The organism is Microbacterium sp. GCM10027623 (assembly GCF_042666935.1).
GTDB lineage: Bacteria > Actinomycetota > Actinomycetes > Actinomycetales > Microbacteriaceae > Microbacterium.
The window spans coordinates 1029747-1053076 of the sequence record NZ_JBHTHE010000002.1; the positions used below are offsets into that span (position 1 = coordinate 1029747).

The following is a 23330-nucleotide window of genomic DNA, read 5'->3' on the forward strand; positions in this document are numbered from 1 at the left end:
CGGAGAAGACGAGCGGAGATATATGTCCGGGCATTCCAAATGGGCTACGACCAAGCACAAGAAGGCGGTCATCGACTCGCGTCGCGCCAAGGCGTGGGCCAAGCTCATCAAGAACATCGAGGTCGCGGCGAAGCTCGGCGGCGCCGACCTCGCCGGCAACCCGACGCTGTTCGATGCGGTGCAGAAGGCGAAGAAGACCTCTGTCCCCAAGGACAACATCGATCGCGCGGTCAAGCGCGGCGCCGGAATCGGCGGCGAGTCCGTCGAGTACGCCTCGATCATGTACGAGGGGTACGGACCCAACGGCGTCGCCTTCATGATCGAGTGTCTCACCGACAACAAGAACCGTGCCGCCGCGGAGGTGCGCACCACGTTGAGCCGCAACGGCGGAACCCTCGCCGATCCCGGATCCGTCGCATACAACTTCACCCGCAAGGGCGTCATCGTCGTGGGAGCCGAGGGCACCACCGAGGATGACGTCATGATGGCTGCGCTCGAGGCGGGTGCGGAGGAGATCGAGAGCCACGGCGAGGGCTACGCGGTCATCACCGACGCGAGCGACCTCGTCGCGGTGCGCTCCGCGTTGCAGGAGGCCGGCATCGACTACGAGTCCGCGGACGTCGAATTCGTTCCGAACCTCAAGGTCGAGATCGACGCCGACACGGCACGCAAGGTCTTCCGCCTCATCGACGCACTCGAGGACAGCGACGACGTGCAGAACGTATTCACGAACTTCGACCTCAGCGCCGAAGTGCAGGCCGAGCTCGAGAGCGAAGAGGAAGACTGACGCCGCCGGACGGCGGAGGCGGTCGAAGCACTCCGGCCCCGGGCGCGCCTGCGCCCGGGGCCGTTTCGCGCCCGTAGCCTGGGGGAGTGAGCTCTCTGCGCGTGCTCGGGATCGACCCGGGACTGACCCGATGCGGCGTCGGCATCGTCGACGTGGATCGCACTCGGCGGGCCAGTCTCGTGCATGTCGGCGTCGTGCGCACACCGCCCGACGCGGACCTGTCCGTGCGGCTCGCGGCCGTCGCCGCCGGCATCCGACTGGTCATCGAGGAGCACAGCCCGGATGCCGTCGCGGTCGAGCGCGTGTTCGCCCAGCACAACGTCCAGACCGTGATGGGGACTGCACAGGCATCCGGAGTCGCACTCCTCATCGCCGCCGAGGCAGGGCTGCCCGCCGCGACGCACACCCCCAGCGAGGTGAAGGCCGCCGTGACGGGCTACGGTTCGGCCGACAAGCGTCAGGTGCAGTCGATGATCGCCCGCATCCTGCGCCTGGACGCACCTCCGCAGCCGGCGGACGCGGCGGACGCGCTCGCGATCGCTCTCTGTCACGCCTGGCGCGGCGGCGCGGCCGGGCCATCGCCGTCTGGTGCGCTCACGCCCGCTCAGCGCGCCTGGGCGGCGGCTGAGCGGGGCGCTCGCACACGCTGATCCGCGGTCCTCCTCACGACGCCCCGGGTCAGGGCGTCGCTCGGGTGAGCCGGAGCATCGACCAGGAGACCGGCGCCAGGTCGATCACCGCGCGGGCATCGACGGTCCGGGCGGATGCGTTCTCGCGCGGCAGCACGGAGGAGTCGTCCTCTGCGGTCGCCGACCACGTGTGGTCGGGGTTGGAGAGGGTGAGCGCTTCCACCAGCCGCAGCTCGGGGAACCCGCGCAGGTCGACGTCGAGCGTGAGTGCGTCGGTCGTGGACCGGTTGGTCGCGAAGATCACCAGGTCACCGGTCGTGTCGTCGTAGGTGGCGACCGCGTCGAGCGCGGGCACCGATCCGAACCTGGCGGTCTCCACCAGCGGGGACTCGACGGACAGGCGCAGCACCTCGCCCTGGGCGAAGCGCGACGTCAGGGCGAAGGGGTGGAAGATGGTCTGCTTCCAGATGCGCCCGCCCGGCTCCGTCATGATCGGCGCGATGACATTCACCAGCTGTGCCAGCGACGCCGCGTGCACACGGTCGGTGTGCCGCAGCAGAGAGATCAGCAGGTTGCCGACGACCACGGCATCGGCCACGTTGTAGCGGTCCTCGAGCAGCACAGGTGCGATGGGCCAGTCGTCGCCGCTGGGCGGCCGCGACTCGGCGCGGTTCTGATACCAGACGTTCCATTCGTCGAAGGAGATGTGGATGGAGCGGGGGTCCTTGCGGGCCGCGCGGACGCCGTCGGCCGTCGCGCTGACGGCATCGATGAACCGGTCCATGTCGACGGCGCTGGCGAGGAACGAGCCGAGGTCGCCGTCCTCCTCCCAGTAATAGGCGTGCGCAGAGATGTAGTCGACGTGCTCGTACGCCTCGGTCAGCACGGTCTGCTCCCAGGCGCCGAAGGTCGGCATCTTCGAGCCGGAGGAGCCGCAGACGACCAGTTGCAGGTCGGGATCCATCATGCGCATCGCGCGCGCGGTCTCGGCCGCCAGGCGGCCGTACTCCTCGGCGGTCTTGTGCCCGATCTGCCACGGTCCGTCCATCTCGTTGCCGAGGCACCACATGCGGATGCGATACGGCTCCTCCGCGCCGTTCGCACGTCGGCGGTCGGAGAGCTCCGTTCCGCCCGGCACATTGCAGTACTCCAGCAGGTCCAGAGCCTCCTGGACCCCGCGGGTACCCAGGTTCACCGCCATCATGGGCTCCACCTCCGCCTTCGCGGCCCACCGCATGAACTCGTCGACTCCCACGAGATTGGGATCGGTCGAATGCCAGGCGAGGTCCAGGCGCGCCGGCCGCTGGGCCACCGGACCGATGCCGTCCTCCCACCGGTACCCCGACACGAAGTTGCCGCCCGGGTACCGGACGGTGGACACACCCAGCTCACGGGTGAGGTCGATCACGTCGTGACGGAAGCCGTCCTCGTCCGCGCTCGGGTGCTCGGGATCGTGGATGCCGGTGTAGACGCAGCGGCCGAGGTGCTCGACGAACGCGCCGAACGTGCGCCGCCTGACCGGGCCCACGACGAAGGCGGGGTCGGCGGTGATGGATGCAGATGACATGACGAGAGATTCGCTCCTGGAGTGTGTGGACGTGACCGGCGGGCGGAACGACGACAGTCGCTTCCGCCCGCCGTGGGATGGACGCGCGGTCCGGTTACTGGCCGAGCTCGTTCTGCAGGTCGCTCTGCGCCTTGTCGAGCGCCTCCTTGGCGGGGGTGCCGGACTCGTAGATCTCGTTCAGCGTGACGGTGCGGAACCAGTTGTCGACCGTCGGCAGGTTCTCGTTCGAGAAGGACTCGAAGTGGCCGATGCCGTCCTTCACGGAGTTCAGCACGTCGAACAGGTTGGTCTGGAAGTACTTGTTGAACTTGTTGTCCGGGTTGTGCGTGATCGACTCGTCCTCCCAGAGCGACATGTTGACCGGGTCGAAGCCGAGCACCTCCCAGACGGCCTTGTTGGCCTCGGGGGAGAGCTTCGCGTAGGCCAGGAAGTCGGTGGCCAGATCTTCATGCTCCCCTCCGGCCAGGACCGCGGTTCCCGTGCCGCCGCCACCGATGGTCAGCGTGTCCGAGCCCTCGATCTGCGGCGCGGGTGCGATGGCGACCTTGCCGGCGAGGTCGGGCATGTAGTCGACGAAGCGCGAGGTGTACCACGCGGGGTACACGATGGCGGCGTAGTCGCCCTTGTTGATCGCGCCGAACGCCTCCTCGCTGTCCGGGCTGCCGCCGGGAATCGTCGAGAGCGCGCCGGCTTCCTTCATCCCCTGGAACATCTCCATGGTCTTCACGACCTCCGGGCTGTTCACCGCGACGTCACCGAGCCCGCCGTCCGCGAAGAGCTGCCCGCCGTTCTGGGCGATGGCGAGGGGCTCCGTGAAGAACACGCCGGTGCTCGACACGCTGAACGCCTTGCCGGTCTTGTCGTTGTAGGCGACCCCGGCCTTCTCGAAGTCGTCCCAGGTCTTGATCGTCGTGTAGTCGATGCCGGCGCCCTCCAGCAGCTCGGTGTTGTAGAACGCGACGAACGCCCCGACGTGGGTGGGATAGCCGTAGATCTTGCCGTTGCGGCTGTACAGGTCGAGCCGTGCCTGGACGATGTCGTCGACATACGGCTCGGCCGCCGCCGTCAGGTCCACGAGCGGCGGATTGTCGCCCTTGACGAAGTTGGAGAACTTGTTCACCTCGATGTCGGCGAGATCGGGCAGCCCCTGACCGGCGTTCACGGCGAGCAGCAGCTTGTCGTGCATGTCCTGGTAGGGGTAGACCGTGACGTCGAGGTCGATCGGCTTGTCGGGGTTCTCCTCGTTCCACTTGACCGCCATGTCGTCATAGACAGCGGCGTGGAGCTCCGCGAACACCCACATGTTCAGCTTGGTGGCGTCCTCAGGGGCCTCTGCGCCCTCGATGACGTCGCCGTCGGTGTCGCCGCCGCCGCCGGAGCAGCCGGACAGTGCGGCGGCAGCCAGGCCGGCTGCGACCGCTGCGGTCAGAATCCTTCGCGTGCGCATGGTGATGCTCCTTCTGTTGGGGTCTTGTCGTGCAGGGTGGGATCAGCCCTTCACCGCGCCGGCTGTCATGCCGTCGATGAAGAACCTCTGGAAGGCCAGGAAGAGGATGAGGATGGGGATGAGCGAGAAGAACGACCCGATGATCAGCAGCTCGTAGTTGTTGCCGTACGGCGTCAGCAGGGTGTTCAGGCCGATGGGGAGGACGAACTTGTCGGGAGAGCGCAGCACCAGCAGCGGCCAGAGGAAGTTGTTCCAGACCATCATTCCGTTGAGGATCGCCATCGCCGCGAACGCGGGGCGGGCGATCGGCGCGACCAGGCGGAAGAAGATGCCGAACTCGGACACGCCGTCGACGCGCCCGGCTTCGAGGATCTCCCTCGGCACGCCGAGGAAGTACTGCCGGAAGAAGAAGATCGTCACCGCCTGCGCCAGGAACGGCAGCACGACGATCCAGTACTGGTCGGCGGCGCCGATGTCGTTCACCTGCACGTACAGCGGGAGCATCAGCATCTCGAACGGGATCGTCATCAGGATGATGACGAGGATGAACCCCAGGCTCTTGCCGCGGAAGTCGTACATGGCGAAGCCGTACGCGACGAAGGAGCTGATCACCAGGGTCCCCGCCACCTGGACGATGGTGAGGATCAGACTGTTCCAGAACCACTGGAAGTACAGACCCGAGTCCGTGAAGAGCATGACGTAGTTGTCCAGGCTCAGTTCGGAGAAGTCGACGGAGAGCGACATCCCGTTGCGGATGATGTGGTTGCCGTCCTGGAAAGTGCCGACGAAGATCGCGATGATCGGCACCAGCGAGATCAGTGCGATCACGACGAGGAACGCGGTCTGGATCAGCACCGCCGTGCGCCGCGACATGCGCGGGCGCTCGGCGACGATGGTGCGGTCGCGCTCGGGCGACACGATGGTCTGGGTCGTCATCGCAGCGACTCCTTCTTGAACGTGCCCGTGGCGGTGAGCTGTGTGAGATTGATCACGAGGACCAGTACGAGAAGGACGACGCCGACGGCGGAGGCGAACCCGAGATCGTTGTCCTGGATGCCCTTGCGGTACAGATAGCCGACGATGGTGAGGCCCTGGTTGTTGGGCGAGTTGTTCCCCGCGTAGAGCATGAAGCTCTCCAGGAACATCGCGAGGCCGCCGTACACGCTGATCGTCGTGACGTACACGATCGTCGGCTTCAGTCCGGGCAGGGTCACGTTGAAGAACTGCTGGATCTTGCCCGCGCCGTCGATGGACGCCGCTTCGTAGTACTCGGACGGGATCGCCTGCATGCCGGCCAGGAAGTACATCGTGTTCACGCCCGCCCAGCGCCAGAGAGCGAGGAGCAGCAGGGCGAACAGACCGGTGAGATCCTCCCGCAGCCAGCGCACCGGACCGAACCCGAGGAACGAGACGACCTGGTTCATCAGGCCCGAATCGGTCTCGGAGAACATCAGGCGGAACACGATGCCCGCCACGACGACGGATGTCAGAGCCGGCACGAACAGCGAGGACTTGAAGAAGTTCTTCATCCGGCTGCTGCCGAGCTTGGAGTTGATGATCGCCGCGAGGATCATCGGGATCGGCACCAGCACGATGAGCGTCAGCACCATGTAGCGGATGCTGTTGAACATGGCCTTCCAGAACACCGGGTCGCGCCAGAGGCGCTCGTAGTTCGCGGTGCCGATGAAGGTGGCCTGACCGTAGAGCACCTCCTGGAAGCTCATGACCACCGAGCGTCCGACCGGGACCAGCCAGAAGATCAGGAGCGTCAGCAGGAACGGCAGGATGAAGAGGTACGGCGCGAGCCGCTGATTGTAGAGAAGCTTCTTCATGCGGGAGTGCTCCTTCTCGGCGATGATGCTCCGTGCCCGGCTCTGTGCATTCGGGGCCCCGGCGGGGCATGATGGACGGCGTGGTGACGATGAGGGACGTGGCGCGCGAGGCAGGGGTCTCCAAGATGACGGTCTCCAACGTCATCAACGACCGCGCCGGCGCGAGCGATGAGACCCGCGCCCGTGTGCGCGAAGCCGCCGAGCGACTCGGCTACCGGATGAACGACGCCGCCCGTCACTTCCGGGCCGGACGCAGCGGCACCTTCGGACTGCTGGTCCCGCACCTCGATGGGCCGTACTACGCGCATCTCACTGCACGGCTGGACACGCTGGCCCGCGCGCGGGGATACCACGTCATCCTCGAGCGCACCGGGGCGAGCAGGGAGGGCGAGCGGGCCGCCCTCGCGACCGACCGCCTCCGCTCCTACGACGGGATCGTGTTCAGCCCCGTGGAACTGGACGTCTCGGATGTGATCGCCGCACGCATCGGTGCGCCGATCATCCTGCTCGGCGAGCGTCGTCTGAGCGGCCCGTTCGATCACGTGATGATGGACAACATCGGCGGAGCGGAACTCGCCACCAGTCGTCTCATCGAAGCCGGAGCGTCCCGCATCGCGCTCGTCGGGGGATGCCGGGGACGGCTCGGCGACAGCATGCCGACGCTGCGGGCGCGCGGATACCGTCGTGCGCATGAGCTCGCCGGAATCCCCGTCGACGAGCGGCTCATCGGCGTCGCGGCGTCGTTCACGACCGTCGACGGATACCAGGAGATCATGCGCCTGCACGCTGAGGGTGTGGCCTTCGACAGCGTCTTCGCCCTGACCGACGCGGCCGCGATGGGGGTGCTGCGGGCACTCGCCGACCTCGAGCTGCGGGTCCCCGACGAGGTGCAGGTGATCGGTTTCGACAACGACCTCGAGGGCGAGTTCCTCGTGCCGCGTCTGACCACGATCGACCCGGGCAACGATTCCATGGCGGAGCACATCATGCAGCGTCTCCTCGGCCGGGTCGAGGGGACGATCTCGGACGACGAGCAAGCAGTCGAGGTCGTGACGACGGCGCGGATCCTGGAGCGTGAGACGACGCGGCCGCGCGTTCGCCGAAGGGTCATCGATCACGTAGGCGCTCTTCCTTGAGGTCTGATCTTTACCGGTACAGTATGCCGCGGGGGGACGCCTGTCAATCGGCGTCGAACGTCGCCGCCCTCGATAGGCTGGGGACATGATCTCCTCGTTGCGCGGCACCGTGCTGCACACGGCACCCGACCGCGTCGTCATCGAGACCGGCGGCGTCGGGTTCTCGGTGTTCGTGCCCGCCGACGTCGCCCATATCGCGACGGAGGGCGAGCAGCTGCAGCTGCACACCAGCCTGATCGTCCGCGAGGACGCTCTGAGCCTGTACGGCTTCGGCGACCGAGACGAACTGGAGATCTTCGGGCAGCTCCTCAGCGTGACGGGGGTGGGTCCCAAATCGGCCCTGGGAGTGCTGTCGCACCTGACCGTCGATCAGATCGCCGAGGCGGTGACCGGGGAGGACGATGCGCCGTTCCGGCGCGTGTCAGGGATCGGGCCCAAGACGGCGAAGCTGATCGTCGTGCAGCTGGCGGGCAAGGTGCATGCCCGGGTCACGAGCGCCCCGCTCGGGTCCGCGCCGAACGGCGTCGTCGAGCAGGTCGTGGCGGCGCTGGTCGGACTGGGCTGGACCGAGAAGGTCGCCGCGGAGTCCGCTGCCGAGGTCGCGGAGGGCGCCACGGATGCCGAGCGCGGATCGGTTCCCGCACTGCTGCGACGCACCCTCGCCGCCATGGGGCCGGGAGTCAAACGTGGCTGAGTCCGAACCGCGCGACGCCGCGGAGGCGCTGGACGAGACCGAACTGGCCATCGAGGGTGCTCTGCGTCCCACGAGCCTGGGCGAGTTCGTCGGCCAGCCCAAGGTGCGAGGGCAGCTGCAACTGCTGCTGGACGCCGCCGGCATACAGGATCGACCCGCCGATCACATCCTGCTCGCGGGCCCGCCGGGTCTCGGCAAGACCACCCTCGCCATGATCGTGGCTCACGAGAGCGGCAGACCGCTGCGCCTGAGCAGCGGTCCGGCCATCCAACACGCCGGTGATCTGGCAGCCCTGCTGTCGAGCCTGACGCCCGGCGAGGTGCTGTTCATCGACGAGATCCACCGGATGGCGCGCTCCGCGGAGGAGATGCTGTACCTGGCGATGGAGGACTTCCGGATCGACATCATGGTCGGCAAGGGCGCCGGGGCGACCAGCATCCCACTCGATCTCGCGCCGTTCACCCTGGTGGGGGCTACGACCCGTTCCGGTCTTCTCCCCAACCCGCTGCGCGACCGCTTCGGGTTCACCGGGCATCTCGAGTTCTACGACGAGTCCGACCTCGAGCGCGTCATCTCCCGGTCCGCAGGGGTGCTCGGCGTCACACTGCCCGATGACTCGCTGGCAGAGATCGCTCGTCGCTCGCGCGGCACGCCTCGCATCGCGAACCGGCTGCTGCGGCGCGTCCGCGACTACGCTCTCGTGCACGGCGGCGGGGGAGCAGCGTCGATCCAGGACGTGCGCGCCGCACTGGAACTGTACGACGTGGACCCGATCGGTCTCGACCGACTGGACCGTGCGGTCCTCGAGGCCCTGGTGCGCCGCTTCCGCGGGGGACCCGTGGGCTTGAGCACGCTCGCGGTCGCGGTCGGAGAAGAGGCGGAGACGGTGGAGAGTGTCGTGGAGCCGTTCCTCGTGCGCATCGGATTCCTGGGTCGCACGCCGCGCGGCCGCGTCGCGATGCCGGAGGCGTATGCGCACCTGGGCGTGAAGCACCCCGACGGTGCGGCACTGTTCGATGACCTATAATCGCTGAAGGCTTCCCGGCTTCCCCCCACGCACCGCCGCGTTCGGCGTGCACTTCGAAAGGCTTTCGTTCTCATGGAAATCATCCTCTTCGGTCTTCTCGCCGTGATGCTCGTGTTCATGTTCCTGAACACCCGCAAGCGTCAGAAGCAGATGAAGGCGCAGCAGGAGGAGAAGGCGACCAAGACGGTCCCCGGCGTGAAGGTGCTGCTGCAGGGTGGCCTGTACGGCACGGTCGTCTCGTACGATCCGGTCGACCTCGACAAGCCGGCTCAGATCGAGCTCGCCCCCGGCGTCGTGATCGAGGTGCACAGCCAGGCGATCCTCCGCATCGTCGAGCCGACCGAGGAGATCGTCTCGGATGAGCCGGAGGCCGACGAGGACGACGTGGTCGCACCCGCCGTCTCTGAGGACGGCATCGAGTCGATCCAGGTGGAGACGCCGGAAGAGACCAAGGCGCGTCTCGAGCGCAACAACGACAACTGACGCTCGGCGTCCTCTCTCGCGGAAAGCGGAACCACGTGGCATCCACATCCCCGACCCGCCACGCGTGGCGGGTCCTCCTCGGCCTGCTCATCGTCACGGCGGTGCTGTTCGGCATCAACGCCCTCGGTGTCTACGTGTTCAAGACCGATGCGGGTGAGCCCGCGAGTTCCTGGGCGCCGGAGCTCGCCCTCGACCTGCAGGGCGGCACCCAGATCATCCTGGAGGCCGCGACACCGGACGGCTCTGCGCCCACACAGGAGCAGCTGAGCCAGGCCGTGTCGATCATCCGCCAGCGTGTGGATGCGTCCGGCGTCGCCGAGGCGGACATCACCACCGAGGGTGGGCGGAACATCGTCGTCCAGATCCCCGGCCCGGCCGACCAGCAGACGCGCGACCGCATCCAGGCGAGCGCCAAGCTCGAGTTCCGTGCGGTGCTGTACACGAACGCGCCCGGCAACACCTTCGTCGGCGAGGACGGCAAGAGCACCGCGTATCCGACCCCCGCGGAGACCCTCGAGGCGACGCCGACCGCGAAGCCGACGGATGCCTCGGACCCCTCCTACATCACTCCCAGGCTGCAGGCGGAGTTCCAGGCGTACGACTGCGATGCCGAGCACGACACGAACGCTCCCGAGGACCAGCCGCTCATCGCGTGCGAGTTCGACGATCAGGGCGTCGCTCAGGCGAAGTACATCCTCGGCCCCATGGAGCTCGACGGCACCGTCATCAACGACGCGACCGCCGGTCGGGAGCAGCAGTCCGGGCGATGGACCGTGAACCTGACGATGGACGGCAAGGGCACCCAGGTCTTCGGCGAGATCAGCCAGCGACTGAACGCCAACCGCATCGCCCAGCTCAGCCCGCGCGACCAGTTCGCGTTCGTGCTGGACGGCAAGGTCATCTCCGCGCCCGTCATGCAGGCCGCGATCCTCAACGGCAAGCCGAGCATCTCCGGCAACTTCACGCAGGAGAGCGCCAAGGCCCTCGCCGACCAGCTCAAGTATGGTGCGCTCCCGCTGAGCTTCACCGTCCAGAGCTCCGACACCGTGTCCGCGACGCTCGGCTCGCAGCAGCTGCAGTACGGGCTGATCGCCGGTCTGATCGGCCTGGGCCTGGTGGCGCTGTACTCCTTGATCACCTACCGTGCGCTCGGCTGGGTGATCATGGCCTCGATCGGCGTGATGGGCGTGCTGACGTACATCATCATCGCAATCCTCGCCTGGCGGATGGGCTTCCGACTCTCCCTCGCGGGCGTCGCGGGCCTGATCGTCTCCATCGGCTTCACGGCCGACTCGTTCATCGTCTACTTCGAGCGCATACGCGATGAGCTGCGCGACGGGAAGTCGATCACCGCATCCGTCGAGGACGGCTGGGGCCGCGCGAAGCGCACCATCTACATCTCGAAGTCGATCAACATCCTGGCCGCCGTGGTGCTGTTCATCCTCGCCGACGCGACGGTGAAGGGCTTCGCCTTCACGCTGGGCCTGACGACGCTGATCGACGTGTTCATCTTCGTGATCTTCACGCACCCGGTCATGCAGCTGCTCGCCCGCACGCGGTTCTTCGGCGGCGGTCACAAGCTGTCCGGACTGGATCCGCATTCACTGGGCGCCGTCTACCGCGGCCGGGCGCAGTTCCGCGAACTGGCGGTCGGCTCCTCCGGCCGGGCGGCGCGGCTCAAGGGCGCACGCAGCGAAGCAGAGAAGCGCCAGACCATCGCCGAGCGCAAACGCGCAGAGGCACTCGCCGCCTACGGATCCAAGGATGCCGGAAAGGACTCCGACTCCTGATGTTCTCCATGAATGAGTTCGGCAACAACCTGTACTCCGGCAAGACCTCCTTCCCGTTCGTCGCCAGGCGCAGGCTGTGGTTCATCATCGCGATCCTGCTCGTCATCGGCTCCGTGCTCGTGCCTCTGATCCGGCCCGTCCAGTTCTCCATCGAGTTCACCGGCGGTTCGCAGTTCATGGTCGTCGACCCGTCGTCGACCAACCAGGGCCTGGCCACGGACGCCGTCCGCTCGGTGGTCTCCGACGCCACCACCAAGGTGGTCATCGTCAACGGCAAGGACGTGCGCGTCCAGACCGACCAGATGAGCCCTCAGGACACTCAGCTCGTCAAGGCCGCCCTCGCCGACGCCTTCGACGTGAAGGCGGACGAGGTCGCGGACTCCTTCATCGGGCCGGCGTGGGGTGCCAACGTGACCCGCCAGTCGTTGTGGGGCCTGGCGATCTTCCTCGCGCTGACGTTCCTGATCCTCGGGATCTACTTCCGCACCTGGAAGATGTCGGCGGCGTCGATCATCGGACTGCTCGATGTGCTCATCATCACCGTCGGCATCTACGCCCTCGCAGGCTTCGAGATCTCGCCGGCGGCGGTGATCGGATTCCTGACGATCCTGGCGTATTCGCTGTACGACACCACCGTCGTCTTCGACAAGGTCCGCGAGAACACCGCCGAGGATGTCAACCAGACGACGCGCACGTTCGGTGAATCGGTGAACCTCGCCGTCAACCAGACTCTGATCCGCTCCATCAACACGTCGGTGGTGGCGGCGCTGCCGGTGGGTGCCATCCTGTTCATCGGCGCGCTCTGGTTCGGCGCGGAGACTCTCACGTCGATCTCGCTGTCGATCTTCGTCGGAATCATCGTCGCGACCTACTCGACGCTGTTCGTCGCCGCTCCGCTGTACGCGGCATTCCGACAGGGCGAGAGCGAGATCCTCGCGCATGACAAGAAGGTCATGGAACAGCGCGAGCGCTCCACCGCGAAGGCCTGACTCCTGCGGGCGGGGAAGCGTCCCCGCCCGCGTAGGATGGTTCGGGAACAGGAGTGCAGATGGCGGATTCGCAGGTCACATCGCAGGGCTCCAGCCTGCGTCGGCTGGTGCCGCGGATCTTCTCGCGCGCGCCGCGGGTCAACGACCTCGACAACCTCATTCGCACCGTCCGGGCGAACCATCCACGCGGCGATCTGCCGATCATCGAACGCGCGTACCGGGTCGCACGCGACAAGCACGCCGGGCAGGTGCGCCAGAGCGGTGAGCCCTACATCACCCATCCGCTCGCGGTCGCGCAGATCCTCGCCGATCTCGGCCTGGGCCCTCGTGCGGTGGCCGCGGCGCTGCTGCACGACACGGTCGAGGACACCGGCTACGCCCTGACCGAACTCACCGACGCGTTCGGCGACGAGGTCGCGATGCTGGTCGACGGCGTCACCAAGCTCGACAAGGTCAAGTACGGCGAGTCCGCCCAGGCGGAGACGGTCCGCAAGATGATCGTCGCGATGTCGAAGGACATCCGGGTGCTGCTCATCAAGCTGGCCGACCGCCTGCACAATGCTCGTACCTGGGGTTTCGTGCCGCCGGAGAAGGCGGCGAAGAAGGCCAAGGAGACCCTCGAGATCTACGCCCCGCTGGCCAACCGACTCGGCATCCAGACCATCAAGTCCGAGCTCGAGGACCTGTCGTTCGCGGTGCTGCATCCGAAGATCTACGCCGAGATCAACAGTCTGATCGCCCAGCGGACCCCGCAGCGTGAGAAGTACCTGCAGCAGGTCATCGAGGCCATCGACGAGGACCTGCATGAGCTGCGCATCCGCGGCAAGGTCTTCGGCCGGCCGAAGCAGTTGTACTCCGTGTACCAGAAGATGGTCGTGCGCGGGCGCGAGTTCGACGACATCTACGACCTGATCGGCATCCGCGTGCTGGTCAACTCGGTGCGGGACTGCTATGCGGTCCTCGGCGCCATCCACGCCCGGTGGACGCCGCTGCCCGGCCGGTTCAAGGACTACATCGCCACCCCCAAGTTCAACCTCTACCAGTCGCTGCACACGACGGTCATCGGTCCCTCCGGTCGTACCGTCGAGATCCAGATCCGTACGCATGAGATGCACCAGCAGGCGGAGTTCGGCGTCGCGGCGCACTGGATGTACAAGGAGCGGATGAACGGGGGCAAGGTCGACCCGCGCCGTGCCGACACCGACATGGCCTGGCTCGCGCACATCTCCGACTGGCAGGCCGAGACGGCCGACCCCAGCGAGTTCCTCGACTCCCTTCGCTTCGAGATCGGCGCCAAGGAGGTCTACGTCTTCACGCCCAAGGGGCGCGTGATCGGCTTGCCCGGCGGCGCGACGACCGTGGACTTCGCCTACGCCGTGCACACCGAGATCGGCCACCGCACGATGGGCGCGAAGGTGAACGGCCGACTGGTGCCGCTGGAGACCGAGCTGAAGAGCGGCGACGTCGTCGAGGTCTTCACCTCGAAGAACCCGGATGCCAGCCCCAGCCAGGACTGGCTCGGGTTCGTCAAGAGCACGCGCGCGCGCAACAAGATCCGCGGGTGGTTCACCAAGGAGCGCCGCGAGGAGGCCATCGAGCAGGGCAAGGAATCGATCGCCCGCGCCATGCGGAAGCAGAACCTGCCGCTGCAGCGCCTCATGAGCCAGGAGTCGTTCGCCGAAGTGGCCACGCAGCTGCGCTACGAGGACGTCTCCGCGCTGTATGCCGCCGTCGGCGAGGGACACATCTCCACACAGTCGGTGCTGGAGAAGGTCACGGCGCTGGTCGCGGTGCAGGCGGACACCTCGACGGGCGCGATCCAGCTCCCGGCCCGCGGGACGGCACGGGAGACGCGCACCTCGGACTCCGGCATCCTGGTGCGCGGAGCATCCGACATCCTCGTGAAGCTCGCGCGGTGCTGCACCCCTGTCCCCGGTGACGAGATCGTCGGATTCGTCACCCGCGGCAGCGGCGTCTCCGTGCACCGTCAGGACTGCGTCAACATCCGAGCCCTGGGCGGTGAATCCGAACGGTTCGTCGAGGTGGAGTGGGCGCCGACGACGAAGAGCGTGTTCCGGGTGCAGATCCAGGTCGAGGCACTCGACCGCTCCGCGTTGCTCTCGGATGTCACGCGCGTCCTGAGCGAGCACCACGTCAACATCCTCTCCGCCTCGGTCACCACCACCGACGAGCGGCTGGCGCTGAGCCGTTTCGTGTTCGAGATGGGCGACTCGGTCCACCTCGACCGCATCCTCAACGCGGTCCGGCGCATCGACGCCGTGTACGACGTGTACCGCGTCACGACGTCCTGAGCAGCGACCGCCCCGTCGACGGGGCAGTCGCCTCGAGCTGGTCGACCAGCTGAACGGCCCCGCGTCGTCCCGGACGCCGCGGTGTGCGCTCGAGACACGCGCGCAGGTCTCCCAGAAGTCCCGGCTGCACGAGCAGGAGCGCGCGTAACCAGGGCGAACCGGTGTGCGCGAGCGCAGCGTCGAAGAGGAGTTCCATCGCCGTCGGGAGCACGGCGATGACGCTCACGCCGGCGATCGTCTGCACGCTGTCGGGGACGGCCCGGCTCTCGTGGTACATCACCCGCGCCGTCGTCGCCGAGCGCAGTCGGGTGGCACTCGTGCGCCGCACATGGTGCAGAGCCGGCGGCGCATCGCCGGCGCCGTGGATCCACGCAGCGGTCGGACCGCAGGCGGCGGTGTTCGCCGGGATGATGCCGGCGACGCCGGTCGCCCGTGCATCGGGCCCCTCGACGGTGTCCATCGGCATGAAGCCCTCGCCGATCTCGATGACGTCACCGTCGAGCCGGGCCGCCCCCAGTTCGGCAAGGGAGAGCCGGTCTCCGGGGTGGTAGAACAGCGCGGGGTGCACCCTCAACAGTATGAGCCGCGCCGCCCGGTCACGGGCGATCGCGGCTCACACTGTGGATAACGTCGGTGACGGTGTCGGTTCAGCCGCCGAGCGCGCTGAGCCAGGCCCGACGGGCGGTGAGTGCCTCAGTGGCGCTCTTGACGGCCTTCGCGTCGCCGGCCTTCTCCGCGGCGGCCAGCTCTTCCTCGAGTTTCTCGATCGCTTCGATCAGCTGCGAACTCATGTCGCCGACGCGAGCCTTCGTCTCGGGGTTGTTCCGCTTCCAGTCGACCTCTTCGCGCGACTTGAGCGCCTGCTCGATCGTGCGCATGCGGTCATCGAGCGCGCGCTCCTTGTCCCGCGGGAAGATGCGGCCGACGTCGTCCCACTGCCGCTGGATGCGGGTGAGCAGCGCCCGGGCGCGCTTGAGGTCCGCCTCGTCCGCGACCGCCTTCGCCTCCTCGAGGAGTGCCTCGCGCGCCTCGATCCGCGGGGCGGAGTCGGCCTCCTCGGCAGCGGACTGCTCAGCGCGAGCGGCGTAGAGCGCGTCGCCGGCAGCCTTGAACTTCGCCCACAGCGCATCGTCGGCCTTCCGGCCCGCGCGTCCGGCGGCCTTCCACTCGTCGAGCAGGGTGCGGTAGGCGGGGATCCCGTCCACGCCGCGCGGAGCCAGAGCCTCGGCCCGCTCCACCAGCCGCGACTTGACATCGCGCGCCGCGCGGTGCACGTCGTCGAGCTCGGAGAAGAACGAGCGGCGGGCCTTGTCCACCGTCGAGCGGGCGTCGCGGAAACGCTTCCACAGTTGCTGCGCGGTGCCCTTGGGAAGTCGGGGACCGTTCTGCTGGTGGGCCTGCCATGCGTCGAAGAGCTCGGTCATCTCGACGGTGACCTGCTTCCACTGCACCTTCTCGAGGTCGCGGGCGGCGATGGCCTCCGCCTTCTCGACGATGCTCGTCCGCTCGGCGATCGCCTCATCGAGCGCCGCCTTCGCGGCCTCCGCCTCCTTCGCGGTCGCCTCGGACAGCGAAGCGATGAGTGTCTCGATCCGGACGCGGAGGCTGGCGAGATCGCCCACGGCGGCCGCATCCTTCGCCTCGCCGAGCAGATGCGTGGCCTGCTTGGTCAGATCGGATGCGGAGCTGCCACCGCCCTGCGCGCGGGTCTCCAGCGTGCCGAGCTTGACGGCAAGGTCATCGAACTTGCGGGCGTAGTACGCCAGCGCCTCGTCCGGCGTGCCGTCGGGGTACTGTCCGACAGCGCGCCAGCCCTCGCCGTCGCGTACCTCGACCACTCCCTCCTCGGTCACCCGGCCCCACTCGGCGGCATCGGAGGAGACCGGTGCCACCGTGGCGACGGGCGCGACGGGGACTGCGGCCATGCGCGGCATGGGCCTGCGGGGCGGACCGGGAACAGGCGGCGTGGGCTTGGGGGCGTTGTCGTCAGACACGGTGTTCTCCTTGCGCGGTCGTTCCGCGGGAGTGGAAACGGACGCTGCTCAGCCTAGTTCACTCGCCGGAAGTCCGGGTGGGCAGCGGAGCGGGGGTCGACGTGGTCGGCGAGGGAGCAGGCGCAGAGGTCGTCGGTGTGGGTGCCGGCGCCGTCGGCGTCTGCACAGGGGCGGATGGCGTCGGGTCCGGAGCGGTGACCTGGGCGTGCAGCGTCTGGCTGATCACGGCGCCGATCACGATCAGCCCTCCCGCGAGGACCGCGAGGACGGTGTCACGGCGCCGCCGTGCCCCCTGCTTCTCATGCCACTGCCGCCGTGCGGCGTAGAGCCGTGCGCGCTCGGCATCCGTCCTGGTGCGCTGCGCGCCGCGAGAACCGCGTACCGCCATCGTGTTCCTCTCTGCCGATGCTGCGGCCATGCCGCCCCTGCGAGCCTACCGGCGAAGGCCCTCACATCTTCGTTACCCGTTTGTGAGCGAATCGTTCCCTGCGCGTAACGCGGTCCCGTCGATTCGCGAAACACGTCATCCGTAGCGTCGGGACATCGACAGAGGGGGACCGATGACCGGCGAGGACATGACAGCCGTGCGCGTGGTGGTGGTGGGAGCGGGGATGGTGGCGCACCGCTTCGTCGACAGCCTGCTCAGCGGGACGGGACGCGGGTGGACCGTCACGATGATCGGAGACGAGGAGCACCCTCCCTACGACCGTGTGGGTCTGACCTCGTTCTTCAGCGGTGCGACGCCCGAGACGCTGTCCCTCGACCGCCGGGTGCTCGATGACGAGCGGGTGCAGTTCATCGCTGCCGATCCGGTCGTGCGCATCGATCGTGACGTCCGCACGGTCCGCACCCGCTCCGGGGGCGAGCACCCCTACGACACGCTGGTGCTCGCGACGGGCTCCTACGCCCCGCGCCCGCGGGTCGAGGGCCGGGATCTGCCGGGGGCGTTCGTCTACCGAACGCTCAGCGACGTGACTCGCCTGCGTGCCCACGTGCAGGCGCGCGCCGCGCGGCTCGGACGGCCGCTGCGAGGCGCCGTGGTGGGCGGCGGCCTGCTGGGCCTGGAGGCCGCGGGTGCCCTGCAGGCGATGGGCGTCGGCACCACCGTGGTGCAGTCGTCCGACCGGCTGATGTCAGCGCAGCTCGATGTCGCAGGGGGACGGATGCTGCAGCGGCTCATCGAGGAGCGGGGGATCGCCGTGCGTCTCGGCAGTCGCACGGCCGGCCTCGCCGCCGACGCCTCCGGTGCCGTCTGCGCCGTGCGGTTCGAGGACGGCGACTCCCTCGAGGCCGACGTGGTCGTCTTCACCGTCGGGGTGCGCCCCCGCGACGAGCTGGCGCGGGACGCGGGCCTGGCCCTGCATCCCGCGGGCGGTGTCCTCATCGATGACGCATGCCGTACCGACGATGACCGCATCATCGCCATCGGCGAGGTGGCCAGCTTCGGCGGCCGCACGGTCGGCCTGGTCGCGCCGGGCTACGCGATGGCGGAGGTCGCCGCAGCCGGGCTGCGGGGTTCTGCCGCGTCGTTCCCCGGTTACGACGACTCCACCAAGCTGAAGCTCTCCGGCGTCGAAGTCGCCAGCTTCGGAGACGCGATGGCCGCCAGCCCGCACGCCCTCGACGTCGTCTACGCCGACCCCGTCGCGGGCGTGTACAAGAAGCTCGTGCTCTCCGACGACGCGAAGACGCTGCTCGGTGGCATCCTCATCGGCGACGCGTCCGCGTACGGCGCGCTGCGCCCGATGGTCGGAGCCGCTCTCGGTGCGGACCCCGCGGCCTACCTTCTCCCGGAAGGGCTGGCGGAGGCGCCGTCCGGCGAGCTCCCGGACGCTGCCGTGGTGTGCTCGTGCGCCAACGTCACCGCCGGTCGCATCCGGCAGGCGGTGCACGAGGAGGGCTGCATGGATGCCGCGGCGGTGAAGAGCTGCACGAGGGCAGGCGCCACCTGCGGCTCCTGCGTGTTCATGGTGTCCAAGATCGTCGGCCAGGAGCTCGCGAAGTCCGGGCAGACCGCCTCGACGGCGCTGTGTGAGCACTTCGACATGTCGCGCCGGCAGCTCTTCGACGCGGTTCGCGTCTCGGAGCTGACGACCTTCAGCGCGATCATCGCGCGGTTCGGACGCGGTCGCGGCTGCGACATCTGCAAGCCGACTCTCGCCAGCATCCTGTCGGTGCTGGTCGGGGAGCATGTTCTCGAGGGCGAGAACGCGGCGCTGCAGGATACGAACGATCACGTCATGGCGAACATGCAGAAGGACGGCACCTACTCCGTCGTGCCGCGGATGCCCGGAGGAGAGGTCACTCCCGCAGGACTGATCGCCATCGGACGCATCGCCGACGACTACGGCCTCTACACGAAGATCACCGGCGGACAGCGCATCGACATGTTCGGCGCACGACTGGAGCAGCTCCCGGAGATCTGGGGCCGCCTGGTGAGCGCCGGGTTCGAATCGGGACAGGCCTACGGCAAGGCGCTGCGCACCGTGAAGTCCTGCGTCGGCTCCACCTGGTGCCGGTACGGGGTGCTCGACTCAGTCGGTATGGCCGTGCGGCTCGAGCTGCGCTATCGCGGCCTGCGCGCACCCCACAAGCTGAAGGTCGGTGTCTCGGGATGCGCCCGCGAGTGCGCGGAAGCCCGCAGCAAGGACGTCGGCGTCATCGCCACCGAGGACGGCTGGAACATGTACGTCGGCGGCAACGGCGGGTTCTCGCCCCGGCATGCGCAGCTGCTGGCAGCCGGGCTGGACGACGAAGGGCTGATCCGCGCCATCGACCGGTTCTTCATGTACTACATCCGCACCGCTGATCGCCTGCAGCGCACCGCGCCGTGGTGCGAAGAGCTGGACGGCGGATTGGACGGACTGAAGCGCGTGATCTTCGACGACGAGCTGGGCATCTGCGCGGATCTGGATGCGGCGATGGCGCGGCACGTGGAGCGGTACGAGGACGAATGGGCGGCGACGCTGCGCGATCCCGAGAAGCTGCGGCGCTTCAGCTCGTTCGTGAACGCCGCTGACACTCCCGATCCCTCGCTCGCCTATGTCGCCGAGCGCGGGCAGGTGCGGCCGGCGACGGCCGATGAACGAGCCGCCGGCGGCGTGCTCATCGCAGGAACGACCTTGGAGGTACGGGGATGACCATCACCGCGGATGCCGAGACGCTGGTGCGCGTGTGCGCCGTGAGCGACCTGGAGGTGGAGCGCGGCCGGGCCGCGTTGTTCGGCTCCACGCAGATCGCCCTGTTCCTGCTCGCCGACGGCTCGGTGCATGCCGTCTCCAATCGGGATCCGTACACCGGTGCGCAGGTGATGTCACGGGGGATCGTCGGGACGCGGGATGGTGCTCCGACCGTCGCCTCGCCGCTGCACAAACAGGTCTTCGACCTGCGCACGGGGCTGTGCGTGGACACCAGGGGCGGCGAGCCGGCGTCGCTGCGGGTGTGGAAACTGGTGGAGCGCGGCGGCGAGCTGCTGTTCGATGTCGCGGAGACAGCATGACGATGCTTCTCGGGGTGTCGCTCGCCGGCCGGGGTGTGCTCCTGGTCGGAGGAGGGGCGGTCGCCGCACGACGGCTGAGGCGGTTCATCGCCGAGGGGGCGGCTGTGCGCGTGGTCGCGCCGCAGCTGCATCCGGAGACGGCGGACCTGGTGCGCCGGCACGGCCTGACGTGGCATGCCCGCCGGTTCCGGACGCGCGACCTCGCCGGCGCATGGCTGGTGCACGTCGCCACCGGCGACGCGCGCACCGACAGAAGGATCGCCGGGCTGTGCGAGCGCCGGCGCGTGCTCTGCGTCAGCGCCGGTGACGGCACGCACGGCACGGCGAGGATGACCGCGCAGCTGGATGCCGGGGATGTGACCGTCGCCGTCACCAGCGCGTACGGCGCGGACCCCCGCCGCTCCCTCGCCGTGCGCGACGCGATCGGTGACCTGATCGCCGCGGGGTGCCTGCCTCTGCGGCGCCGCCGCCCCGCGCGCACGGGCCGGGTGGATCTCGTCGGCGGCGGACCCGGCCCGGCCGATCTCATGACCGTTCGAGCGCGGCGGCTCATCGCCGAAGCCGACGTCATCGTGACCGACCGGCTCGGGCCGGCGGCCGAGGTCGTGCGCGGGCTCGAGGACTCGGTGCAGGTCATCGATGTGGGCAAGCGCCCCGGTGATCATCCGGTCCCGCAGGCCGAGATCAACCGGCTTCTCGTGCAGCACGCGAAGGCCGGTCGACGCGTGGTGCGACTGAAGGGCGGTGACCCTTTCGTGTTCGGGCGCGGCGGGGAGGAGCTGCGCGCGTGCCTGGCTGCCGGCGTGCCCGTGGAGGTCACTCCGGCGCCGTCCAGCGCGATCGCGGTCCCGCAGGCGGCGGGCATCCCCGTGACGCACCGGGGCGTCGCCTCGGCGTTCCATGTCGTGAACGGCCAGGGAGACCTGCAGGGGTCCACCCTGGCCGCGATGGCGGATCCCGCGGTGACCACGGTCGTGCTGATGGGGGTCGGTGCGCTGAAGGGCATCGTCTCCGCGGCCGAACGACACGGCATCGCCCCGGACCGCCCGATGGCCTTCATCGAGAGCGGCCACACTCCGCAGCAGCGCACCACGCACACCTCGCTCGCGCGCGCCGTCGCGGATGCGCGGGAGATCGGACTGCGGAACCCCGCCGTGATCGTCATCGGCGACGTCGCCCGTGCCGGCCTGCTGCTGCCGGACGAGCCGCTGGTCCGGACGGCCCCCGCGTGACCGCGCACCCCGGCCCGGACGCCGTGCTGGAGGGGTGCGTCATCGTGGTGGCGGCGGATCGACGATCCGCCGACCTCGCCGCAGCCCTGGAGCGCCGCGGCGCTGTGGTGCACCGCATCCCGCCGCTCAGCATCGTCCCCGCGACAGACGATCGGCAGCTCATCCAGCGCACCCGCGAGCTGATCGCAGACCCCCCGGAGATCGTCGTCGTGACCACAGGGGTGGGTCTGCGCGGATGGATGGATGCCGTGGATCAGAACGACCTGCACGCCCTCCTGACGGCTGCGCTCGCTCGGTCGAGGTTCATCGCACGAGGCCCCAAGGCGCATGGAGCGATCCAGCAGGCCGGCTTCATCGCGGACTGGGTCGCCGAGTCCGAGACGTCCGCGGAGGTGGCCGAACATCTCATCTCCGACGGCGTGTCCGGACGGAGGATCGCCGTCCAGCATCACGGAGCGGGTGCGGACGACCTGGACGATCGGCTCGAGCGCCATGGCGCGCAGGTGGTGCCGCTGACGGTGTACCGCTGGGGCCCGCCGCCCGACCCGGAGGTCGTTCGGCGCTCGGTGCGGCAGACGGCGGAGGGCTGCGTGGACGCCGTGCTGTTCACCTCCGCCCCCGGAGCACGGGAGTGGGTCCGGATCGCTGACGACCTGGGTGCACTGGACTCCATCCGCGCACGTGCGCGCACCGGCAGACTGCTGCTCGCCAGCGTCGGCCCGATCACCTCCGCGCCGCTGGTGGAGGCCGGCCTGCCGACCCGCACGGCCTCGCGGGGTCGGCTCGGCTCGCTCGTGCGCAGCGTGGTGGAGTACTTCGCCAGCGCGGCACCGCGCGCGGTCACGGCGGCGGGGGAGCTCCAGGTGCGCAGCGGCGGTGCGCTCATCGACGGGCGGTTCATCGCACTCTCACCCGCATCGGCGAGCATCCTGGGCGCGCTCTTCGACGCCGGCGGACGGGTGCTCTCCCGCGAGCAGCTGGGGCGCGCGCTGCCCCGCGGTGGGGAGCGGAGTCACGCCGTCGAGATGGCCATCGCCCGGTTGCGCGAGCGGCTGGGTGGTGCGGACAGCGTGCGAACCGTCACCAAACGCGGATACCGACTGACGACGGGAGAACCGGAATGACGACACTCATCGCCTGCTCGCACGGGACGAACTCGCCGGAGGGGAGGGCGACCGTCACCCGCCTCATCGGGCTGGTGCGCGATCGGATGCCCGGTGTGCGGATCGTGCCGGCCTTCGTCGACGTGCAATCGCCGCGCATCGCCGCGGTCGTCGCGCGGGAGAGCAGGAACGATCGCGCGGTCGTGGTGCCGCTCCTGCTGTCGTCGGGTCACCACACATCGGTGGACATCGCCTCCGCCGTCGCGGCGCATCCCGCATCCCGGCAGACCGAACCGCTGGGAACGCATCCGCTCATCGCGCACGTGCTCGCGACTCGGCTGCGCGCAGCCGTGCGCGGAGCCTGGCGGCCCGGCGACAGCGTGGTGCTCGCCGCCGCCGGATCGAGCGACCCTCTCGCGGCGCAGGACGTGACCGCCGCCGCCGAGCATCTGCGCCGACTCGTCCCCGCGCCGGTGACCGTCGGCTACGCGTCCGGTGCCGGGCCGCGGGTGGCCGAGGCCGTGTCCGCATCGCGGCGCCGGGGTGCGACACGGGTGATCGCCGCCAGCCACATGCTCGCTCCGGGCTTCTTCACCGGGCTGGTGCGCCGTGCCGGTGCCGACGTTGTCTCGGCGCCGCTGGGCGCCGACCCCCGGGTCGCCGAGGTGATCATGGATCGCTATCAGCGCGCACTGTGAAGGACGGCGCAGACCAGGAGGGGCGTGGGCCGACGTGAACTGCTCCCTGGAAGTTGGACTGATGAATTCAGTTCCGACATCCAGGGAGCAGTTTCGTGCATCCACGTAGTT

General features: G+C 68.7%; 21 protein-coding genes. 14 read left to right on the top strand and 7 right to left on the bottom strand.

The window, feature by feature from the left end; all coding sequences use genetic code 11:
• Positions 1-22: 22 nt before the first annotated feature.
• A complete protein-coding gene (locus tag ACFQY2_RS12315; RefSeq protein WP_378746113.1) occupies positions 23-787 on the top strand; it encodes a YebC/PmpR family DNA-binding transcriptional regulator in 765 nt (254 codons plus the stop codon).
• Positions 788-873: 86 nt separating this feature from the next.
• Positions 874-1437: a crossover junction endodeoxyribonuclease RuvC gene (gene ruvC, locus ACFQY2_RS12320; RefSeq protein WP_378746114.1), complete on the top strand. Its 564-nt coding sequence runs from the start codon at positions 874-876 to the stop codon at positions 1435-1437.
• A gap of 28 nt (positions 1438-1465) precedes the next feature.
• Here ruvC and ACFQY2_RS12325 read toward each other — a convergent pair whose 3' ends face one another.
• From ACFQY2_RS12325 to ACFQY2_RS12340, 4 genes are all read right to left on the bottom strand, one after another.
• Positions 1466-2983 (bottom strand): alpha-N-arabinofuranosidase, encoded by a 1518-nt coding sequence (locus tag ACFQY2_RS12325; RefSeq protein WP_378746115.1) that lies wholly within the window; start codon positions 2981-2983, stop codon positions 1466-1468.
• Positions 2984-3077: 94 nt separating this feature from the next.
• On the bottom strand, positions 3078-4430 hold the full coding sequence (locus ACFQY2_RS12330) for an ABC transporter substrate-binding protein (protein WP_378746116.1): 1353 nt from the start codon (positions 4428-4430) through the stop codon (positions 3078-3080).
• A 42-nt stretch (positions 4431-4472) separates the two neighbouring features.
• Positions 4473-5366, bottom strand: coding sequence for a carbohydrate ABC transporter permease (locus tag ACFQY2_RS12335; RefSeq protein ID WP_378746117.1), 894 nt, complete (start codon positions 5364-5366; stop codon positions 4473-4475).
• On the bottom strand, positions 5363-6262 hold the full coding sequence (locus ACFQY2_RS12340) for a carbohydrate ABC transporter permease (protein WP_378746119.1): 900 nt from the start codon (positions 6260-6262) through the stop codon (positions 5363-5365). Before ACFQY2_RS12340 ends, ACFQY2_RS12335 begins: the two co-directional genes overlap by 4 nt.
• Before the next feature lie 89 nt (positions 6263-6351).
• On the opposite strand from ACFQY2_RS12340, the gene ACFQY2_RS12345 reads away from it, so the two are divergent.
• The 7 genes from ACFQY2_RS12345 (at position 6352) to ACFQY2_RS12375 (ending at position 14693) form a co-directional block, all read left to right on the top strand.
• Positions 6352-7398: a LacI family DNA-binding transcriptional regulator gene (locus ACFQY2_RS12345; protein WP_378746172.1), complete on the top strand. Its 1047-nt coding sequence runs from the start codon at positions 6352-6354 to the stop codon at positions 7396-7398.
• An 85-nt stretch (positions 7399-7483) separates the two neighbouring features.
• Positions 7484-8092 carry a Holliday junction branch migration protein RuvA gene (gene ruvA / locus ACFQY2_RS12350; RefSeq protein ID WP_378746120.1) on the top strand — a complete coding sequence of 203 codons (609 nt, stop codon included), beginning with the start codon at positions 7484-7486 and terminating at the stop codon, positions 8090-8092.
• Entirely contained in the window at positions 8085-9119 is a 1035-nt protein-coding gene (gene ruvB, locus ACFQY2_RS12355; protein WP_378746122.1) for a Holliday junction branch migration DNA helicase RuvB, read from the top strand. Before ruvA ends, ruvB begins: the two co-directional genes overlap by 8 nt.
• A 72-nt stretch (positions 9120-9191) precedes the next feature.
• On the top strand, positions 9192-9602 hold the full coding sequence (yajC, locus tag ACFQY2_RS12360) for a preprotein translocase subunit YajC (protein ID WP_378746123.1): 411 nt from the start codon (positions 9192-9194) through the stop codon (positions 9600-9602).
• A gap of 35 nt (positions 9603-9637) precedes the next feature.
• Positions 9638-11392, top strand: coding sequence for a protein translocase subunit SecD (gene secD / locus ACFQY2_RS12365; RefSeq protein WP_378746124.1), 1755 nt, complete (start codon positions 9638-9640; stop codon positions 11390-11392).
• Complete coding sequence (secF, locus tag ACFQY2_RS12370) at positions 11392-12381, top strand: protein translocase subunit SecF (RefSeq protein WP_378746125.1); 990 nt, start codon at positions 11392-11394, stop codon at positions 12379-12381. Before secD ends, secF begins: the two co-directional genes overlap by 1 nt.
• A 59-nt stretch (positions 12382-12440) precedes the next feature.
• A complete protein-coding gene (locus ACFQY2_RS12375) occupies positions 12441-14693 on the top strand; it encodes a RelA/SpoT family protein (protein WP_378746126.1) in 2253 nt (750 codons plus the stop codon).
• Here the strand turns inward: ACFQY2_RS12375 and ACFQY2_RS12380 are convergent.
• The 3 genes from ACFQY2_RS12380 to ACFQY2_RS12390 all read right to left on the bottom strand — a co-directional run bounded on the left by ACFQY2_RS12380 (position 14680) and on the right by ACFQY2_RS12390 (position 17075).
• On the bottom strand, positions 14680-15261 hold the full coding sequence (locus ACFQY2_RS12380; RefSeq protein WP_378746127.1) for a hypothetical protein: 582 nt from the start codon (positions 15259-15261) through the stop codon (positions 14680-14682). The genes ACFQY2_RS12375 and ACFQY2_RS12380 overlap by 14 nt on opposite strands.
• A gap of 79 nt (positions 15262-15340) precedes the next feature.
• Positions 15341-16687: a DUF349 domain-containing protein gene (locus tag ACFQY2_RS12385; RefSeq protein WP_378746128.1), complete on the bottom strand. Its 1347-nt coding sequence runs from the start codon at positions 16685-16687 to the stop codon at positions 15341-15343.
• A 58-nt stretch (positions 16688-16745) separates the two neighbouring features.
• A complete protein-coding gene (locus ACFQY2_RS12390) occupies positions 16746-17075 on the bottom strand; it encodes a hypothetical protein (RefSeq protein ID WP_378746129.1) in 330 nt (109 codons plus the stop codon).
• A 172-nt stretch (positions 17076-17247) separates the two neighbouring features.
• On the opposite strand from ACFQY2_RS12390, the gene nirB reads away from it, so the two are divergent.
• Genes nirB through ACFQY2_RS12415 form a run of 5 tightly spaced genes read left to right on the top strand, consistent with a single transcriptional unit; the run spans position 17248 to position 23219 of the window.
• Positions 17248-19827 (top strand): nitrite reductase large subunit NirB, encoded by a 2580-nt coding sequence (gene nirB, locus ACFQY2_RS12395; RefSeq protein ID WP_378746130.1) that lies wholly within the window; start codon positions 17248-17250, stop codon positions 19825-19827.
• Complete coding sequence (nirD, locus tag ACFQY2_RS12400) at positions 19824-20186, top strand: nitrite reductase small subunit NirD (protein WP_378746131.1); 363 nt, start codon at positions 19824-19826, stop codon at positions 20184-20186. The genes nirB and nirD overlap by 4 nt, the downstream gene beginning before the upstream one ends.
• Positions 20183-21418 carry a uroporphyrinogen-III C-methyltransferase gene (gene cobA / locus ACFQY2_RS12405; protein WP_378746132.1) on the top strand — a complete coding sequence of 412 codons (1236 nt, stop codon included), beginning with the start codon at positions 20183-20185 and terminating at the stop codon, positions 21416-21418. The genes nirD and cobA overlap by 4 nt, the downstream gene beginning before the upstream one ends.
• Positions 21415-22542 carry a uroporphyrinogen-III synthase gene (locus tag ACFQY2_RS12410; RefSeq protein WP_378746133.1) on the top strand — a complete coding sequence of 376 codons (1128 nt, stop codon included), beginning with the start codon at positions 21415-21417 and terminating at the stop codon, positions 22540-22542. The genes cobA and ACFQY2_RS12410 overlap by 4 nt, the downstream gene beginning before the upstream one ends.
• Positions 22539-23219, top strand: coding sequence for a sirohydrochlorin chelatase (locus ACFQY2_RS12415; protein WP_378746134.1), 681 nt, complete (start codon positions 22539-22541; stop codon positions 23217-23219). The genes ACFQY2_RS12410 and ACFQY2_RS12415 overlap by 4 nt, the downstream gene beginning before the upstream one ends.
• Positions 23220-23330 lie beyond the last annotated feature (111 nt).

Excerpts from the sequence above, each read along its gene's own strand:
- ACFQY2_RS12315 (WP_378746113.1), top strand. The coding sequence starts at position 23 with ATGTCCGGGCATTCCAAATGGGCTACGACCAAGCACAAGAAGGCGGTC.
- yajC (WP_378746123.1), top strand. The coding sequence starts at position 9,192 with ATGGAAATCATCCTCTTCGGTCTTCTCGCCGTGATGCTCGTGTTCATG.
- secF (WP_378746125.1), top strand. The coding sequence starts at position 11,392 with ATGTTCTCCATGAATGAGTTCGGCAACAACCTGTACTCCGGCAAGACC.
- ACFQY2_RS12345 (WP_378746172.1), top strand. The coding sequence starts at position 6,352 with ATGAGGGACGTGGCGCGCGAGGCAGGGGTCTCCAAGATGACGGTCTCC.
- ACFQY2_RS12325 (WP_378746115.1), bottom strand. The coding sequence starts at position 2,983 with ATGTCATCTGCATCCATCACCGCCGACCCCGCCTTCGTCGTGGGCCCG.
- ACFQY2_RS12335 (WP_378746117.1), bottom strand. The coding sequence starts at position 5,366 with ATGACGACCCAGACCATCGTGTCGCCCGAGCGCGACCGCACCATCGTC.
- ACFQY2_RS12415 (WP_378746134.1), top strand. The coding sequence starts at position 22,539 with ATGACGACACTCATCGCCTGCTCGCACGGGACGAACTCGCCGGAGGGG.
- ACFQY2_RS12390 (WP_378746129.1), bottom strand. The coding sequence starts at position 17,075 with ATGGCGGTACGCGGTTCTCGCGGCGCGCAGCGCACCAGGACGGATGCC.
- nirD (WP_378746131.1), top strand. The coding sequence starts at position 19,824 with ATGACCATCACCGCGGATGCCGAGACGCTGGTGCGCGTGTGCGCCGTG.
- ACFQY2_RS12330 (WP_378746116.1), bottom strand. The coding sequence starts at position 4,430 with ATGCGCACGCGAAGGATTCTGACCGCAGCGGTCGCAGCCGGCCTGGCT.
- ACFQY2_RS12340 (WP_378746119.1), bottom strand. The coding sequence starts at position 6,262 with ATGAAGAAGCTTCTCTACAATCAGCGGCTCGCGCCGTACCTCTTCATC.
- ACFQY2_RS12375 (WP_378746126.1), top strand. The coding sequence starts at position 12,441 with ATGGCGGATTCGCAGGTCACATCGCAGGGCTCCAGCCTGCGTCGGCTG.
- nirB (WP_378746130.1), top strand. The coding sequence starts at position 17,248 with ATGACCGGCGAGGACATGACAGCCGTGCGCGTGGTGGTGGTGGGAGCG.
- cobA (WP_378746132.1), top strand. The coding sequence starts at position 20,183 with ATGACGATGCTTCTCGGGGTGTCGCTCGCCGGCCGGGGTGTGCTCCTG.
- ruvA (WP_378746120.1), top strand. The coding sequence starts at position 7,484 with ATGATCTCCTCGTTGCGCGGCACCGTGCTGCACACGGCACCCGACCGC.